Annotated in this window: 13 protein-coding genes; 11 read left to right on the forward strand and 2 right to left on the reverse strand. The window is 73.1% G+C overall.

Annotated features, from left to right (window positions below; translation table 11 throughout):
- Positions 1–214: 214 nt before the first annotated feature.
- From JNB50_RS16300 to JNB50_RS16315, 4 genes are all read left to right on the forward strand, one after another.
- The gene (locus JNB50_RS16300) at positions 215–6421 is read left to right on the forward strand and encodes a DUF5979 domain-containing protein (protein WP_208041234.1); all 6207 of its coding nucleotides are present in this window, start codon (positions 215–217) and stop codon (positions 6419–6421) included.
- 149 nt (positions 6422–6570) lie between these two features.
- Complete coding sequence (locus tag JNB50_RS16305; protein ID WP_374222268.1) at positions 6571–7785, forward strand: sorbosone dehydrogenase family protein; 1215 nt, start codon at positions 6571–6573, stop codon at positions 7783–7785.
- 24 nt (positions 7786–7809) lie between these two features.
- Positions 7810–8406 carry a hypothetical protein gene (locus JNB50_RS16310; RefSeq protein ID WP_307794763.1) on the forward strand — a complete coding sequence of 199 codons (597 nt, stop codon included), beginning with the start codon at positions 7810–7812 and terminating at the stop codon, positions 8404–8406.
- Between the two features lie 36 nt (positions 8407–8442).
- Positions 8443–8970 (forward strand): SprT-like domain-containing protein, encoded by a 528-nt coding sequence (locus JNB50_RS16315; RefSeq protein ID WP_208041235.1) that lies wholly within the window; start codon positions 8443–8445, stop codon positions 8968–8970.
- A 41-nt stretch (positions 8971–9011) separates the two neighbouring features.
- Here JNB50_RS16315 and JNB50_RS16320 read toward each other — a convergent pair whose 3' ends face one another.
- Positions 9012–9620 carry a GNAT family N-acetyltransferase gene (locus tag JNB50_RS16320; RefSeq protein ID WP_208041236.1) on the reverse strand — a complete coding sequence of 203 codons (609 nt, stop codon included), beginning with the start codon at positions 9618–9620 and terminating at the stop codon, positions 9012–9014.
- Between the two features lie 82 nt (positions 9621–9702).
- On the opposite strand from JNB50_RS16320, the gene JNB50_RS16325 reads away from it, so the two are divergent.
- From JNB50_RS16325 to JNB50_RS16340, 4 genes are read left to right on the forward strand one after another with little or no spacing between them, the layout of a single operon-like run.
- On the forward strand, positions 9703–10338 hold the full coding sequence (locus JNB50_RS16325; RefSeq protein ID WP_307794764.1) for a CGNR zinc finger domain-containing protein: 636 nt from the start codon (positions 9703–9705) through the stop codon (positions 10336–10338).
- A 4-nt stretch (positions 10339–10342) separates the two neighbouring features.
- On the forward strand, positions 10343–11119 hold the full coding sequence (locus JNB50_RS16330) for a LamB/YcsF family protein (RefSeq protein WP_208041237.1): 777 nt from the start codon (positions 10343–10345) through the stop codon (positions 11117–11119).
- 20 nt (positions 11120–11139) lie between these two features.
- Entirely contained in the window at positions 11140–11784 is a 645-nt protein-coding gene (locus JNB50_RS16335) for an allophanate hydrolase subunit 1 (RefSeq protein WP_208041238.1), read from the forward strand.
- The gene (locus JNB50_RS16340) at positions 11781–12695 is read left to right on the forward strand and encodes a biotin-dependent carboxyltransferase family protein (RefSeq protein WP_208041239.1); all 915 of its coding nucleotides are present in this window, start codon (positions 11781–11783) and stop codon (positions 12693–12695) included. The genes JNB50_RS16335 and JNB50_RS16340 overlap by 4 nt, the downstream gene beginning before the upstream one ends.
- A 6-nt stretch (positions 12696–12701) precedes the next feature.
- Here JNB50_RS16340 and JNB50_RS16345 read toward each other — a convergent pair whose 3' ends face one another.
- The gene (locus tag JNB50_RS16345) at positions 12702–13577 is read right to left on the reverse strand and encodes a spermidine synthase (RefSeq protein WP_208041240.1); all 876 of its coding nucleotides are present in this window, start codon (positions 13575–13577) and stop codon (positions 12702–12704) included.
- A gap of 161 nt (positions 13578–13738) precedes the next feature.
- On the opposite strand from JNB50_RS16345, the gene JNB50_RS16350 reads away from it, so the two are divergent.
- From JNB50_RS16350 to JNB50_RS16360, 3 genes are read left to right on the forward strand one after another with little or no spacing between them, the layout of a single operon-like run.
- Positions 13739–14257 (forward strand): hypothetical protein, encoded by a 519-nt coding sequence (locus JNB50_RS16350; RefSeq protein ID WP_208041241.1) that lies wholly within the window; start codon positions 13739–13741, stop codon positions 14255–14257.
- A 7-nt stretch (positions 14258–14264) separates the two neighbouring features.
- Positions 14265–15431 carry a sensor histidine kinase gene (locus JNB50_RS16355; RefSeq protein ID WP_208041242.1) on the forward strand — a complete coding sequence of 389 codons (1167 nt, stop codon included), beginning with the start codon at positions 14265–14267 and terminating at the stop codon, positions 15429–15431.
- Positions 15428–16105, forward strand: a complete 678-nt coding sequence (locus JNB50_RS16360) for a response regulator transcription factor (protein WP_208041243.1) — start codon at positions 15428–15430, stop codon at positions 16103–16105. The genes JNB50_RS16355 and JNB50_RS16360 overlap by 4 nt, the downstream gene beginning before the upstream one ends.
- Positions 16106–16142 lie beyond the last annotated feature (37 nt).

The following is a 16142-nucleotide window of genomic DNA, read 5'->3' on the forward strand; positions in this document are numbered from 1 at the left end:
CGGGAGGCGCGCGAGGGCATACCCGGCCCGTTCTTCGGCGCGCGTACCCGAGCTCACGCTTACCCGAAACCCGATCGCCGTGCTTCGTCGTGTCTTTCAGCATGCCCGCAACTCGTTCCGCACCACCGGCACCGGCCGCAGCAGGCCGCCCGCGCACCGCGCGGACCGCCGAGGAGCCTCCGGCGCCGCACCGCGCCTGAGGCTCCTCGGCGCCGTGAGCGCTGCGACCGTCGTCGCGCTGGTCGGTGGAGGCCTGGCCGCGGCGCCGGCGCTCGCCGCCGACGCCGCGCTCTCTGTCGTCAAGACGGTGGGGGAGAACCAGAAGGCGGTGACGGTGCTCAAGGGCGCCGAGTTCACCTACCAGATCCAGGTCGGCTGCGACGACAACGACTGCGTCGGCGCGAAGCTGGTAGACGCGCTTCCCGCGGACTTCGCCGGGTTCTCCATCCTCGACACCAGCGTGCAGCCGAGCAGCAAGCCGGTCACGAAGAGCCTCGCGGGCTGCACCGACACGGTCACCGCCTCGTGCGTCCTGACCGTGAAGTTCCAAGAGCCGGTCGCAGGCGGCGTCGGCATCCCCGCCGGCGGAACCTACCTGGTGATGGTGACGCTCAAGGCGCCGCAGACGCTGACGCCGGCGTCGCCCGCGGTGAACCACGCCGTGACGAACACGGCGGTGGGCACGTTCGACGGCTCGCCCACCCCGCAGACCAGCAGCGCAGACGTGACCGTCAACGTGCCGACTTCGGTGGATGTCGCGGTCGGCAAGACCTGGACCCCCGCGAGCCAGCAGTACCTCCCTGGCGAGCAGTCCACGATCTCGCTCTCCACGCAGAACACCTCCAACGTCCCTGCGTCCAGCCTCGTGCTTCAGGACCCGGCGACGGCGACGAACGCAGCGACGGCGCTCGACGCGGCCAACCCGTTCGCGCTGGTCGACTTCGCCGGTTTCGGGGGCGTCACCCTGCCGCAGGGCGCGACCACCGTGCAGGTGGATGCCTACGTGCGCGACACCGCGACCGGGGCGTGGGCCTGGCACACCGGCCCTCCGGTCGATCCGTCGGCGATCGCCCTCCCGTCCGGTGTCTCGAACGGCGACGTGGGGGGCCTCCGCTTCACCTTCGCCGGGCCGGACGGAGCCTCGCTGACCGCGGGCGGTGCTGCAGGCTCGGTCGGCGTCCTCGTCGCCCAGCGCTCCACGAACCGGCAGACCGGCGCCGCGCTGGTCACCGGCGCGAGCGTCACCAACCGCGTCGCCGGCACCGTGGCCGTCGAGAACCAGAACCCGGTGACGAAGACCGCGACGGCGCCGTTCGCCGTCGGCGGTCTGACCGTCGCCGTCACCCCCGGCAAGCAGATCAGCCCGGCACGCATCCCGGCAGGCACCACGGCCACCGCGACCATCTCGGGCAAGAACTCCTCCAACGGGCCGCTGGCGACGCTGACCCTCGCCGACCTGGGCTACTTCACCCAGGACGTCCGCTTCGGCGGCTTCGCAGCGGGGGTGTCCTATCCGTCCGGCGCGACCGGCGCCCAGGTCGTCTGGCATTTCTCCAACGGCTCCAGCCAGTCGATCCCCTTCGCCGACGGTGCAACGCCTGTCGTGCCGACCGCTCCGACCGAAACGCACCTGACCGGCTTCGAACTCGTCTTCACCGGTGCCATCGCCACCGGCACCGTCGCGACCGCCCAGTTCCTGATCGCCCCGACCGCCGACATCGCGGCGGAGGGTGCGCACGTCGACACCACCAACACGCTGACGGTCACCGGAACGAACGCCGCAGGAACCGCCAGCCGCCAGGCCACGGCACCGCTGTCGATCTTCTACCCCGACATCGAGCTCACCCTCGCCAAGACCATCACGCCGTCCGCGCCGGTCTCGCCGGGAGCCACCGTCACGGCACAGCTGCCCGCGACGACGTCGAGCGACTCGGCCTACGTGCGCCCGACCAGCATCGTGGTGGAGGACGTCTGGCGCCCCGGCGTCGCGAACGACTTCTTCAACGGCTTCGACCCGATCGGCATCGCCCCCACGCAGGTGCTGAAGGGGTCGACCCTGACGGTGAAGTACACGACCGACGGCGCCACCTGGACCGTCCTCGACACCGTGGACGCGACCGCGGCCGCGCAGATCTACCGCGCCTCGTCGCTGCCCGCCGGCACCGTCGGCCTGCAGTTCACGTTCGAGGATGCAGCAGGCTTCCCTCAGGGCACCACCGTTCGTCCGGCGATCACCGGCCAGGCACGTGCCACGCTGCGCGACGGCTCCGGCGCCACCTCCGTCGCAGGAGGCCCGGCGAGCACCTACACGAACCACGCGGTCGCGAACACCCAGGGCTCGGTCGACGACGAGGTCGTCACCGGCGCCCAGAAGACCGCGGACGCCAACGCCAAGATCCAGTCCACGACCGGCGCCGGCTCTCTCGGCATCGCCAAGAAGTGGACGAAGCCCGACCTCAGCGGCGACGTGAGCGAGCTGCCGTCGCAGTCCGGAGACCAGGCGGGAACCCTGCTCAGCTGGGGCGTCACGGACACCGGGTACAGCTCGGTCACGCTGACCGACCCGGCCGGCGACCCGGCGCACCCCGAGTCCACCGTGTTCCAGGCCTTCGACCTGCTGAAGGTCTCGCCGATCTCCTACAGCGCCGACCCGCTGCTGCGCTGGGACGCCGTCAAGACGGTCGAGCTCTATCGCGGCGGGGCATGGACGACCGTGCCGGCGCCCGCGGGCGGCTGGATGAACGGCACCGGCTTCGTCGGCTACACGCTGACGCCGGCCCAGACCGCGGACACCACCGGCGTGCGGATCACGGTGGTTCCGAACGACGCCGCCCGCGCGGCGTCCACCGATCCCACCGCACCCCCCGCGGGGTCCGGCGTCGCGACGGTCGCCTTCGGCCAATCGCGTCCTATCGGGCTCGTCTGGCAGCTGCGCAACGTGCAGCGGGTGCCGGTCGACCCCGCGCACCCGTGGGTCACGGAGGGGACCACCGGCTCTGTCGACAACGTGGCGCAGGCCGACGGTGTCAAGAACGGAACCTCCGTGCCTCCCGTCACCGGCCACGACACCGTCACGCTGATCGACCAGCCGCCGGCGGTGAGTCTGACCAAGACCAGCTCGCGCGCCACCATCGTGGTCCCGCACCTCGGTGACGTCGACCCGGCGGACTACCCGACGAACACGTTCACCCTGACCGCGCAGAACACCTCGACCTCGCGTGCTTCGTACGTGCGCGTCACCGACCCGTCGCCGTGCGACGCCGGTGCGGAGACCGCCTGCCTCTCGGGGGCCGCAGCGTGGGGAGCCGATCCGTTCTCCGGTGCGAGCTACACCGCTTCCAGCCCGTTCGAGCGCCTCGACCTGACCAGGATCGCGTTCGCGGTGCCCGCCGGGCAGGTCGACCTCGACGCCTCGCAGGTCACTCTGTGGCATCGCGCCGCAGACGGCAGCACTTCGACCACCGTCGTCTCGATGCGGGCAGCGTCCGCTCTGACTCCGGCCGACCTCGCCGATGTCGTGGGCGTGAGCGTCGTCTACCAGAGCACGAGCCCGCAGACGACGGGAGGCACGATCGCCTCCGGTCAGGCCCTCACCATGACCCTCGACACCCGGGTCCGTGCGGTCACCCGCACCTCGGGGGCGGCGGTCACGGCCTTCCGCATCGACAACCACGGCTTCACCCAGGGCTACGACCCCGTGCTGTACCCGTCCGGCCAGGGCTCGCAGCCGTACGCGTCCGCGGACGCGGCGCTGACCCTGACCACCGGCGTCCTCGGCGTCACCGCGGCCAAGTCCATCTCGCCGAACACGCTGCTGGAGCGCGACCGAACCGCCCCGGTGACCGTCACCCTCACCGCGACGCCGGGCTCCGCGACGGCAGCCACGAACCAGGTCGTCATCACGGACGACGACGCGGCGTTCTGGAACCGGTTCGCGCTGACCGGTCTGAGTGCGGCCGACGTCACGCTGCCGGCCGGCACCGACCGTGTCCGCGTCGATGCGCAGACCGGCGGGAGCAGCACGTGGATCATGGGAACCCCCGCCGCCACGGCGGCTCTGCCGACCGCCGCCGTCGGACAGGTGACCGGACTCCGGTTCACCTTCCTCCGCGCGGACGGCGGTCTCCTCAGCCGTAGTGCCGTGCCCGCGGGCTTCACCGCGACGGTCGTGCTGCACGTCGCCCTGCTCGCGGTCGCCCGCGACGGGTCGGCGATCCCGTTCCCCGGCAGCGTCACCGACACGGTGCAGACGGTGAGCCACCGTACCGATACGCCGACGGTCTACGCCGACGCCACTGCCGGCGCGTCCGCGGGCATCCAGCTCGCGCCGGGCACGGCCTCCCTCGACGTCGCGAAGACTCCGGCCAACAACGTGCACACGGTCGCGGTCGGCGACAGCGTCCCGTGGACGCTCACCTTCGCGAGCACCGGCACCGGCTACCTGGACCTCACCGGGCTGACCGACACCCTCCCGGCCTCGCTGGTGTGGGACGGCGAGACTCCGACCTTCTCGACCAGCGCGGGCGGCACGCTCTCGACCTCCCCGACCGTGGCCTACGACGCCGCGACCGGACGGTTCGGGCTGACCTGGCCGGCCGGTGGCTCCCGGATGTCCCCGGGTGAGCGCTTCACGATCGTGCTCGGGCTGATCCTGAAGCCGGGACTCGGCTCGGGCGACCGCGCGACGAACCAGTTCGTCGTCTCCACGGTGCAGAGCCTGTCGGCGTGCACCAACGGGTCCGGCAACGGCCAAGGCGTCCTGAGCGGTCTCCCGGCCACCGAGTGCGGCACGACCAACTACGTGCAGCCCGTGAACGGCCCGTCGCTCTACACGACCAAGGGCGTCCAGGGCGATGTCGTCGACCGCACCGTCTCCGGCGCGCAGAACCTGACCGCCCCCTCGGCGACCTGCCGCACCGACGCCGCGGGCTACTACGCCTCGCCGTGTGCCGCGAACACCGTGGTCGGCGGAACCGACCAGTGGCGGCTCAACGCGCTCAACACCGGAACGGTCGACTACTCCTCGCTCGTCTTCGTGGACCCGCTGCCCACCGTCGGCGACCGCATGCTCGCCACCGGCGGCCCGCGCGGCTCGACCTTCCGGCCGGTCTTCGACGGCGCCGCGGGCGTGACGGTGCAGGACGTACCGGCAGGGACATCCGTCAGCTGGGGGGTCACCACCGAGCCCGGTGTGTGCCAGTCCGGGTCGACGACGGCGTGGCCCACCGACCCGACCTGTGCGACCCACCCGACCTCGTGGACGGCGTCCGGCGCCTTCACGGGCGACTGGGCCGACGTGACGGGCATTCGCGTGACGCTCGACTTCGCCGGCACGGCGAGCGGCGCGCTGCGCAGCGGCGAGGGGGCGACGGTGCTCTACCGCACCATCGACCGTCCCGCCACGGCGACGGCGACGGACGGCGCCCCGGTGTCGCTCCCGGCGTCGCCCGGCTCCGCGCCGGCCGTGGCCTGGAACCAGTTCGGGGCGACAGCGTCGCTCGTCGGCGGCGGCACGGTTCGCCGTGCCCCGGTGAAGGCGGGCGTGACGATCGCCACCGGTCCGCTGCAGATCGACAAGGTCGTGACGGGCGCTGCGGCCTCGGCCGCCCCCGACGAGTTCGGCGCGGACGTCGTCTGCACGGTCGCGGGAGTCCCCGTCGACCTGGGAGCGGCCGCGCACACCCTGCTCGAGCGCTCCGCCGGCTTCACGGCCCGCATCGACGGCCTGCCGATCGGCTCCGACTGCACGATCACCGAGTCCGGCGCAGCGGGCAGCTACGGCGAGGCGAATCGCGCCGTCACCAACGGCAGCGTGCACATCGGTGCCGGGTCCGTGCAGGGCGCGGTGCCGCCCGCGCAGGTCACCACGCTCACCAACACCTTCGAGTACGGCCGGCTCGAGCTCGCCAAGACCGCCTCGGCCCCCGTCGTCGGAATGAACGAGAAGGTGACATACACGATCACGGTCACCAACATCGGAGCGCTGGACGCCACGGCGTTCGACGTGGTCGACACCCTCCCTGTCGGGGCGACGTTCGTCTCGGCCGACCAGGGCGGAACGTTCGCGGCCGGAACGGCTTCGAAGGGCGGGACGGTCACCTGGCCGGTGGCGAGCCTGGCGAAGGGCGCGAGCCTCGACCTCCACGTGGTGGTGACGTACGCGGCCGAGAGCTATCCGGTCAACGCCGTGCGGGTGACGACCCCGCCGGTCGGGCCGTGGCAGCCGCCGGCGATCGACGGTCCGTGCGCGGACGACGCCCAGGCGGCGTGCGCGACGATCTACGTCGACCCGCCCGTCGCACCCTCCGGCGGCCTCGCGAAGACCGGAAGCACCGGCGACTACCTCCTGGTCGCTCTCTGGGCGGGTGTGTTGACCCTGCTCGGAACCGCGTTCGTCGGCTGGCGCCGCCGCCGGGCCTGACCCGGGCGCCCGGCCAGCGTGCCGCAACTCCGGAGATCCGCACCCGACGGGCGCGGATCTCCGGAGCAACGGAACGGCACGCCGGTGCCGACGCCGACCCTCCGGAGTTACGGTCCGCCCCTGCTGACGTGCCGGGGCCGCGGGCTAGCATGAGGCGGGTGAGGGGAGGCACGATGCGGCAGGTTTTCCGCCACGATCGTGCGCACAGGGCCGTCCGTCTCCTCCAGGCGGGTTGCGCGCTCGCCGCCGTCGCCGCACTGGCCGCGTGCACTGAGCCGGCGCCCGCGCCGACCGCCACCCGTACGACCTCCGCCCCTCGCCCGACCGCGTCCGCACCTCCGGTCGCCGCGATCCCGTGGCAGCCCGGCACGGCGACGACCGTGCTGGAGACCGGCCTCGACGCGCCGTGGTCGGTCGTCCCGCTCCCCAGCGGCTCAGCGCTCATCAGCCAGCGCGACGACGGCCGCGTCCTCGAGCGGCTGCCGCAGGGCGGCCTCCGCGAGGTCGGCAGGGTGCAGGGGGTCGTGCACCGCGGGGAGGGCGGCCTCCTCGGTCTCGCGGTGCAGGCCGTCTCAGTACCGCCGTTCCTCTACGCCTACGAGACCACCCGCTCCGACAACCGGGTGGTGCGGATGCCGTTGACCGGTGTGCCGGGCTCCTACGCGATCGGGGATCCGGAACCGGTCGTGACGGGCATCCCCGCTGCCGCCAACCACGACGGCGGACGCATCGCCTTCGGACCGGACGGCATGCTCTACGTCGGAACGGGCGACGCCTCGAACAGCGCGAGCGCCCAGTACCCGGCCTCCCTCGGCGGCAAGATCCTGCGCCTCACGCCGGAGGGCCAGGTGCCGCACGACAACCCCTTCCCCGGCTCCCCGGTGTGGTCGTCCGGCCATCGCAACGTGCAGGGTCTCGGCTGGGACGCGCACGGCACGATGTGGGCGAGCGAGTTCGGGCAGAACACGTGGGACGAGCTCAACCTCATCGTCGCGGGGGCGAACTACGGCTGGCCGGTCGTGGAGGGTGCAGCAGGCGACGCCCGGTTCACCGATCCCGTCGCCCAGTGGCCGACCGACGAGGCGAGCCCGAGCGGCCTGGCCGTGGTGGGCGACACCGTCTTCGTCGCCGCGCTGCGCGGCGAACGGCTGTGGACCGCCTGGTCGACCGCCGGGCACGCGCCCGTGACGACGAAGGCGTTCCTCGACGGCGACCTGGGGAGGCTGCGCGATGTCGTCGCGCGCGGCGACACCCTCTGGCTGCTGACCAGCAACACCGACGGCCGCGGATCCCCGCGCGCCGGAGACGACCGACTCGTCGAAGTGCCGCTCATCCCCGCGCAGAACACGCGGCAGCCCGGGTAACCGGGTTTGGACGACTACTCTGGAGTGAACCGCACGACCTGGGAGCCGACCCTGAGCATCATCCTCGGATACGATCCGTCCACACTTCGCGAGCGTGTCGATCTGCGCGCTGCCGACGAGCGGCTCGACGAGCTCGGAAGCCTGCGCAGTCTGAGCGCGCTCAACGAGAAGACCGTCCTGCTGCGCCTGCTCGGCCGGCTCGACGACGCCATCGTGGTCGGCAACGAGGCGGTGCGCCAGGCCCGGTTCACCGGCGACCGTGAGCAGTTGCTGGGGGCGCGCATCCGCCGGGCGCAGGTGCTGCAGTACCAGGGCAAGCTCGACGAGGCGATCGTCGAGCTGACCGGCTGCGTCGACGAGGCCCGCGGGCGCGACTGGAGCGCTCTGGAGGCGTTCGCCGTGCAGAACCGCGGCAAGTGCTATTTCGACCAGGCCGACTACGAGAACGCGCTCTCCGACATGACCGCAGCGGTCTTCCTGCGCGAGAAACTGGGTGCCTCGCCTGCCGAGATCGAGGGCGCCCTCACGGCCGTCGCGGTCGTGCAGCGGTTCCTGGAGGCGCAGCGCGCGGCCTCAGGCGAGGTGGCGCGGAGCGCGGACGACGGCGCCGCTCCGGCGTAGGATGCGGGTCATGAGTCGACCAGGGGATCTGCGCTGATGGCCGAACTCGAACGCGTTCGTCGCTGGGCGGACGCCCTGATCGCCCTCCACCTCGACCCGGCCGTGTGGAGCTTCGACTTCGACAACGCCAAGACGCGCGCGGGCCTCTGCAACTACACCGCCAAGCGCATCACAGTGTCGCGCTATCTGGCCGCGCGCTACGAGGACGACGACATCCACCAGATCCTCCTGCACGAGGTCGCGCACGCCCTCGCCGGCTCGCGCGCCGGGCACGGACCGCGCTGGCGGGCGATCGCGCTGGATCTCGGCTACGAGGGCAAGCGCCTGCACGGCGGCGCCATCGCCGACGACCTGGCGCCCTGGGTCGGCACCTGCCCGAGGGGCCACACGCACTACCGCTACCGCAAGCCGTCCCGCGCGCTGGCCTGTGGGGCCTGCAGTCGCCGGTTCGACTCTGCGAACCTGATCTCGTGGGTGCACAGGGAGGTGTCGGCCGCGCAGCGCAGGATGGCGGCGGCGGCCGCCACTGAGGCGCTCGACCCGCGCGCGTTCGGCGCGGACTGACGGAGCTGCGGCGGCGTCGGGCCGTCGTGGCATCCGGGCCGTCAGGCCGTCGCGACTCCCAGTCGCGCGTCGAGCCCGTCGCGCACCGCCGGCCACTCCTCCCGCAGTACCGAGTAGACGGCGGTGTCGCGCCACGTGCCGTCCGCGCGCGGCTGGGTGTGTCGCAGCACGCCCTCGAACGTCGCTCCGAGGCGCAGGATCGCAGCCCTGGACCGCTCGTTGAGCACGTCCGCCTGCAGCTTCACCCGCTCGAAGCCGTTGTCGAACGCAGCGCCGAGCAGCAGCCGCTTCGTCTCCGCGTTGACGCGCGTGCCCCAGACCTCGGGCGCGTAGGCCGTCCAGCCGATATGCGCCGAGCCGTTCGGGAGGTCGAAGTCGCCCAGCGTCGTCGTTCCGACGATACGGTCGCCGTCGCGCAGGCACACGGCGGTGACGTTGGCGGTGTTCCAGGCGAGGTAGCGCAGGATGAACTCCCGCCATTCCTCGTAAGTGTCTCGGTAGGCCGCGGGGCCGCCGCCCCAGCCGCCCGCGAACACCGCCGGATGTCCGATCGCGTCGTGCAGGTCGGGCAGGTCGTCCGCGGTGAGTGCCCGCAGGCGCACCGTCGCGCCCTCGAGGACGGCGGCGGGATCGGGACGGCTCGCATTCATCCGCCCAGTATCCCATCCGCACACCCCCGGATCGCGGCCGGTCCGCGCCGGGAGGCGGGCGATAACCGACTAAGGTAGTTCGGTGCCTACCGACGTCCTCCAGCCTCGCGAAACCGGCCAGTGGATGGACGATTCGGACGGGCTGCACTGGTGGTTCGACTCCGGTTCGCTCGCCCTCGACTTCTCGTACACCGGCGGCCTCGACGAGCCGGACAACGCCGAATGGCGGTCGGTCGACGACGCGGAGGCGCTCGGCGGCTGGCTCCAGGACCGCTTCCCCGAGGTGGCGGCGACGTCCGGCGAGCGGGAGTTCCGCGACGCCGAGATGCTGCGCGTCGCCATCGGCAGGCTGGCGCGACAGGCCAGCAGGGGCGAGACGCTCGCGCCCGACTATGTCGACGTGGTGAACCTGTTCGCGGCGACTCCGGACATCCCGCCCGTGCTGGCCGGCGGCGGACGCCAGGCCGGACGCACCCTCGCACGGCCGCACCAGGCGCTCGGCACTGTCGCGCGCGACGCCGTGCGCCTCTTCGGCCCGGACGCCGACGGCCGCATCCGCGAGTGCTCCGCCGACGACTGCCGGCTGGTCTACCTCGACACGTCGCGCAGCGGCAACCGCCGCTGGTGCTCGATGCAGCGTTGCGGCAACCGCGCCAAGGTGCGGGCGCACCGGGCGCGTGCCGCCGGTGCGAGGGGAACGGCCGGTACCGCAGAATAGGTGGATGGAGCCCATCGCCGAGCGGCGCAGTGTCGACCTCAACAGCGACCTAGGCGAGTCGTTCGGAGCCTGGACGATGGGTGACGACGCCGCGATGCTGCGGCTGGTGACGAGCGCGAACGTGGCGTGCGGGTTCCATGGCGGCGACCCCTCCACGATGCGGGCCACCTGCAGTCTCGCGGCCGAGAACGGCGTGACCGTCGGAGCGCACGTCTCCTACCGTGACCTCGCGGGCTTCGGCCGACGCAGCATGGCGGTGCCGCCGGCAGAGCTGCGCGACGAGGTGACCTACCAGCTGGCGGCGCTCGCCGGAGTGGCACGGGTGGCCGGCACAGCCGTGCGGTACGTCAAGCCGCACGGCGCCCTCTACAACCGCATCGTGGACGACGAGGAGCAGGCGGCGGCGGTGGTGGAGGCCGTCGCCGCGTTCGATCCGGGGCTCCCGCTGCTCGGCCTGACCGGCTCGGCGGTCGAACGCGCGGCTGTCGCCCACGGCCTCCGGTTCGTGGGTGAGGCGTTCGTCGACCGCGGCTACCGGGCCGACGGTACTCTGGTGCCGCGCTCCCAACCAGGAGCGGTGCTCTCGGACGTCGAGACGATCGCCGCCCGGGCCGTGCGCCTGGCCGCCGACGGCACCGTGGAGGCCGTCGACGGCACCCGGATCGCCGTCACAGCGAGCTCGCTGTGCGTACATGGCGACACCCCCGGCGCCGTGGCGATGGCGGAGGCCGTGCGGCGCGGCCTGGAGCGCGCGGGCATCGCCGTGGAAGCCTTCGTCTGATCGTGGAGGTGAAGGACGACGTGACGTTGCGGGTCCTCGGCTACGGCGACCGCGCCCTGCTCATCGAGGTGGACGCCGCGGGCGCCGACGCGGGCGCCGGATCGGATGCGGTGCTCGGCATGTTCCGCGCGCTCGACCGCACCCGCCCGCCCGGTGTCGTGGACCTCGTGCCGGCGGCGCGGACCATCGCCGTCCTGCTCGATCCGCGCGTGCTGCCTCCCGCCGCTGCGCGCGCGTGGATCGAGCGCACGGCGCCGGAGCCTCCCGCCGCGGCGGCCGACGAGCTGGTGGAGCTCGCCGTCCGCTACGACGGCGACGACCTCGCCGAGGTCGCCGCGCTGCTCGGCATCACGCCCCGGGAGGTCGTCGAGCGGCACACCGCCTCCCGGTGGCGCGTGGCCTTCGGCGGCTTCGCCCCGGGCTTCGCCTACCTGGTGACCGACCACGACGGCCTGCGCGTGCCGCGCCGGGCCACACCGAGAACCGCCGTGCCCGCCGGTTCCGTCGGGCTCGCCGGCGAGTTCAGCGGCGTGTACCCGCGGTCGAGTCCCGGAGGCTGGCAGCTCATCGGTCGCACGGATGCCGCCCTGTGGGACGTTCGCGCCGACCCGCCTGCGCTGCTCCGCCCCGGCGTGGAGGTGCGGTTCGTGGAGGTCGCGCCGTGAGCGGCGAGCGGGGGATCCGTGTGCTCACCCCCGGCCCGCTGGCGTTGATCGAGGATCTCGGCCGGTCCGGGCACGCGGCCGTCGGGGTGAGCCCGTCCGGTGCGCTCGACCGCGGCGCGCTCGGACTGGCGAACCGGCTGGTCGGCAACCCCGAGTCGGCGGCCGGGGTCGAGCTCCTGCTCGGCGGCTTCGCCGCACGGTTCGAGACGCCGGCCTGGTTCGCCGTGACCGGAGCTGCGTCGCGGCTGCTGCTCGACGGCCGTCCGGTCGACGCGCGCACCGCCGTGCACGCGGCGTCCGGCACCGAGTTGCGGGTCGCGCAGCCGGCCGCCGGCATGCGGAGCTACCTCGCCGTGCGCGGGGGCATCGAGGGGGAGTCCGTGCTCGGCTCCCGCTCGCGCGACACCCTGTCCGGGTTGGGGCCGCCGCCGCTGAAGGCCGGTGACCTCCTCGCAATCGGCGCGGAGCCGGGAACGCCGGTTCCCGCCGTCGACTTCGTCCCGATCTTCGAGCCGGGGGAAGCCGTCGCCGAGGTGCGCGCACACCGCGGCCCTCGTGCGGACTGGTTCACCCCGGAGGCTCTCGACGCGTTCTTCACCGTGGAGTGGCGCGTGAGCGCAGAAGGCGACCGCGTGGGAGTGCGACTCGATCCGCCGCGCACGCCGTCGCATGCCGCAGGCGTCGAGCCCGCGGCTCCCGTGCTGCTCGAGCGCTCCGTGTCCCGCGAGCTGCCGAGCGAGCCCATGGTCGCCGGGGCCGTTCAGGTCTCACCGGACGGCCGGCCCACCGTCCTCCTCGCCGACCATCCCGTGACCGGCGGCTACCCGGTCATCGCGGTCGTGGCCGACCGCTCGCTCGACGCGTTCGCGCAGCTGCGGCCCGGACACGCCGTGCTCTTCCGCCACGCGTGACGCCCGTCAGTCGCGCCGCGTGCCGCTCTGGAAGATACTGCGTGCGGGCGGCGGCGACGGGACGCTGGTCTGGTCGGTCACGATGGGAGCGCCGGCGGCGAACGTGCGCAGCTCCTCGCCGGCGACGGCCTTCGCGGGATGCGGTCCGCTCGCCAGGAGCCGTGGCAGCCACTCCAGCGGCAGCGGCGAGTTCGAGCCCACCAGCACGACATTCCCGAAGCGCCGCCCCTTGAGCACCTGCGTCTCTGCCAGGGCGGCCACATTCTCGACGACAGCGCCGAGCGTCGACACCTGGCTGCGTGCGAACGTCAGCGGCGGACCGTCGGCGACGTTGACGAGGACGATGCCGTCCGGCTTCAGCAGCGACACCGCCGAGCGGTAGAACTCAACACTGGTCACGTGCGCGGGCGTCCGCGAGCCGCTGAAGATGTCGACGACCAGCAGATCGACCTCCCCGCGGAGGCCCGCTGGAAGCTTGCCGACGACCTCCCGGGCGTCGCCGTGCCGGATGCGGATCTGCGCGTAGCGCGGCAGCGGGAGGTTCTCGCGGACCAGGTCGACCAACCGGCTCTCGAGTTCGACCACCTGCTGCCGCGAGCCCGGCCTGGTGTAGGCGACATAGCGGGGGAGCGTCAGAGCGCCGGCACCCAGGTGCACGGCGGTGATCGGCTGCCCCGGCTCGCCGATGAGGTCGATCACATTGCCCATCCGCTGCACGTACTCGAAGAACAGCCGGCTCGGGTCGTCCAGGTCGACGTGCGACTGCGGGGTCCCGTCGACGATCAGCTGGTACGCCCCTGGCACGAACCGGTCGGGCTCGATGCTGGCGAGGTAGCCGCTCTCGGCGAGGACCACCGACGGGACCGACGGGTTCTGGGACACGCGTCCAGCGTAGCCGCGGACGCCGCTGCGCCGCCGACGGCCTCCACCCGATCTCCACCCGCGTCTCCACCCGGTCTCCGCCGCCGGGCGGTGCCGCCGGCGGCGCCCGTCGACGACGCTGGGGGAGTGGCCGGATCCTCCGGCCGGAAGGAACGACCCCCATGACCGTCCAGACGCTGACCAACGCGATCCTCATCCTGCTGCTGATCTGCTGGGTCGGCTACCGGCAGCTCACCTGGCGCCCGGTGTCGATCGCCAAAATGTGGCGATTCCCCGCGATCATGACCGTCGTCGGGCTGGTGACGATCGGGCAGCAGGTCAAGCCGTCTTCGCTCACTCCGCTGGACATCGCCGTGGTCGCCGGCGAGCTCGTGCTGTCGCTCGGCGTCGGCGCGTGGATGGGCGCGATCGCGCACTTCCGCCGCCTCGAGAACCCCGTGCAGGTCGGCAAAGACGCCCGTTACGTCGCCACGTACGAGTCGCGCACCGGAGTGCTGGGGATGGTGCTCTGGGTCGTCGTGATCGGCATCCGCATCGGCGTCGATGTGCTCGCCTCCGCCGCCGGATCGCACCTGGTGACCGCCACCGGCGTCATCTTCCTCGTCTTCGCCGCCAACCGCGCCGCCCGGACCGCCGTCTTCGCGGCGCGTCTCGATCGACACGCCGCGCTCGCCGCATGATGGTGTCGTGGACTTCTGGACCAGGCCGGGGCTGCTGGCCCTCACACTGAACCTGCTCGGCGCCGCCGCCATCGGCTGGTCGCTGCTGCGCACCCACACCGAGGACCGCCCGGTGTGGGTGCTCGTCGTCGCGTTCGTCTCCCTCGCCGCGTGGGTCCTCCGTTCGACGATGAGCTTCGCCGGTCGGGGCCGGCGCACCGCCCTGGTGCTGAGCCTCGTCGCCGCGGTCACCGGCGCGTTCGTCGCGCCGGCCACCGACGGCCTCGCGATCGTCCCCGCGGCCGTGGCCGTGCTGTACCTGATCGGCGACCCCGAGCGACCCCTGCAGCTGGGCGGGGCCGTCGCTGTGGCCTCCGCCGCGCTGGTCGCCGTCGGCGCCGTGCCGTTCGGGTCGCCCGTCACCGCAGTGCTCGGCGAGATGGCCGGCATCGTGCTGGCCGCGTTCGCCGGGCTGAGCCGGCGCCAGTTCCGCACCACAGAGGAACAGGCGGCGCTGCTGCGCGAGCGCGACCTCGAGATGCGCGAGGAAGCCGCCCGTGTGGCCATCGCCCGCGACCTGCACGACGTGCTCGCGCACAGCCTGGGCGGCCTCGTCATCCAGCTCGACGCGGTCGACGCGCTGTTGGAGGCCGGTGACGCCGAAGCGGCGCGCGACCGGGTCGTGGTCGCGCGCGGCCTCGCGGCCGACGGGCTGGCGGAGGCGCGCAGGGCCGTCGCCGCTCTGCGCGATCCCGACCGCACGGCGGAGGAGGCGACCGTGACCCCGGCCGACTTCCGCGCCACCCTCGACGACCTCGTCGCCGCCCACCGCACGCTCGGCGGCACGGCCGACCTCTGCGTGGCCGGTGAACCGCGGCCGCTGAGCGCGCGTCAGGCGACGGCGTTGCAGCGCGCCCTGCAGGAGGCGCTGAGCAACGCGCGCAAGCACGCCCCCGGCGCTCCGGTCGACGCAGGGCTCGACTGGCAGACTGGGCGGGTGCTGCTCACCGTCTCCTCTCCGCTGGTCGCCTCGCGCGTCGCGGCGGCCCCGGTCTCCGAGCTCGCGGTCTCCGGCGGAGGCCACGGCCTCGAGGGGATGCGCGAGCGCTTCGCCGCGCTGCCGCTCGGCGGCTCCGTCGCCGCGTCTTCCGCGGACGGCCGGTTCACGGTGACGGCCGAGGCGAGGCTGGCATGAGCGCCGCCCTCCCCGACGCCGAGTCCCCGATCCGTGTCGTCGTCGCGGACGACCAGGCGATCATCCGCGACGGGCTGGTCACCGTGCTCGGACTCCTGCCCGACGTGGAGGTCGTCGGTGCGGCCGCCGACGGCGCGGAAGCCGTGGCGCTCGCGGTGTCCGAACGTCCCGACGTCGTGCTGATGGATCTGCGCATGCCGGTGGTCGACGGCGTCGGCGCGACGGAACGCATCACGCGGGACGCACCCGGCGTCGCCGTGCTGGTGCTGACCACCTTCGCCGACGACGAGTCGATCCTCACCGCGCTGCGCGCCGGCGCGCGCGGCTACCTGACGAAGGACGCGGGCCGTGCCGAGCTGGCCGCGGCCGTGCGCGCCGTCGCCCGCGGGCAGTCCACGTTCGCCCCGGAGGTCGGCGCCCGCATCATCGGCTCGCTGACCTCGGCGGTGCCCGCCGGCGCGGCCGATCGGCCGGACGGCCTCGTCGCCCGGTTCCCGACACTCACCAGGCGGGAGGCCGAGGTGCTCGCCCTGGTCGCCGACGGTCTCAGCAACGGCGAGATCGCTGGCACCCTCTTCGTCGGCACCGCCACGGTCAAGACCCACATCAACGCCATCTTCGCCAAGCTCGGGGTCCAGTCCCGTGCCCAGGCCATCGCGCTCGTCCGTTCCTGACCCGTCCCCCTGTGCCCGGCGACTGCGGTGGAGGAGG

The sequence above is a fragment of the Leifsonia sp. TF02-11 genome, assembly GCF_017565305.1.
GTDB lineage: Bacteria > Actinomycetota > Actinomycetes > Actinomycetales > Microbacteriaceae > Leifsonia.

Excerpts from the sequence above, each read along its gene's own strand:
- JNB50_RS16320 (WP_208041236.1), bottom strand. The coding sequence starts at position 9,620 with ATGAATGCGAGCCGTCCCGATCCCGCCGCCGTCCTCGAGGGCGCGACG.
- JNB50_RS16330 (WP_208041237.1), top strand. The coding sequence starts at position 10,343 with ATGGAGCCCATCGCCGAGCGGCGCAGTGTCGACCTCAACAGCGACCTA.
- JNB50_RS16360 (WP_208041243.1), top strand. The coding sequence starts at position 15,428 with ATGAGCGCCGCCCTCCCCGACGCCGAGTCCCCGATCCGTGTCGTCGTC.
- JNB50_RS16305 (WP_374222268.1), top strand. The coding sequence starts at position 6,571 with ATGAGGCGGGTGAGGGGAGGCACGATGCGGCAGGTTTTCCGCCACGAT.
- JNB50_RS16315 (WP_208041235.1), top strand. The coding sequence starts at position 8,443 with ATGGCCGAACTCGAACGCGTTCGTCGCTGGGCGGACGCCCTGATCGCC.
- JNB50_RS16350 (WP_208041241.1), top strand. The coding sequence starts at position 13,739 with ATGACCGTCCAGACGCTGACCAACGCGATCCTCATCCTGCTGCTGATC.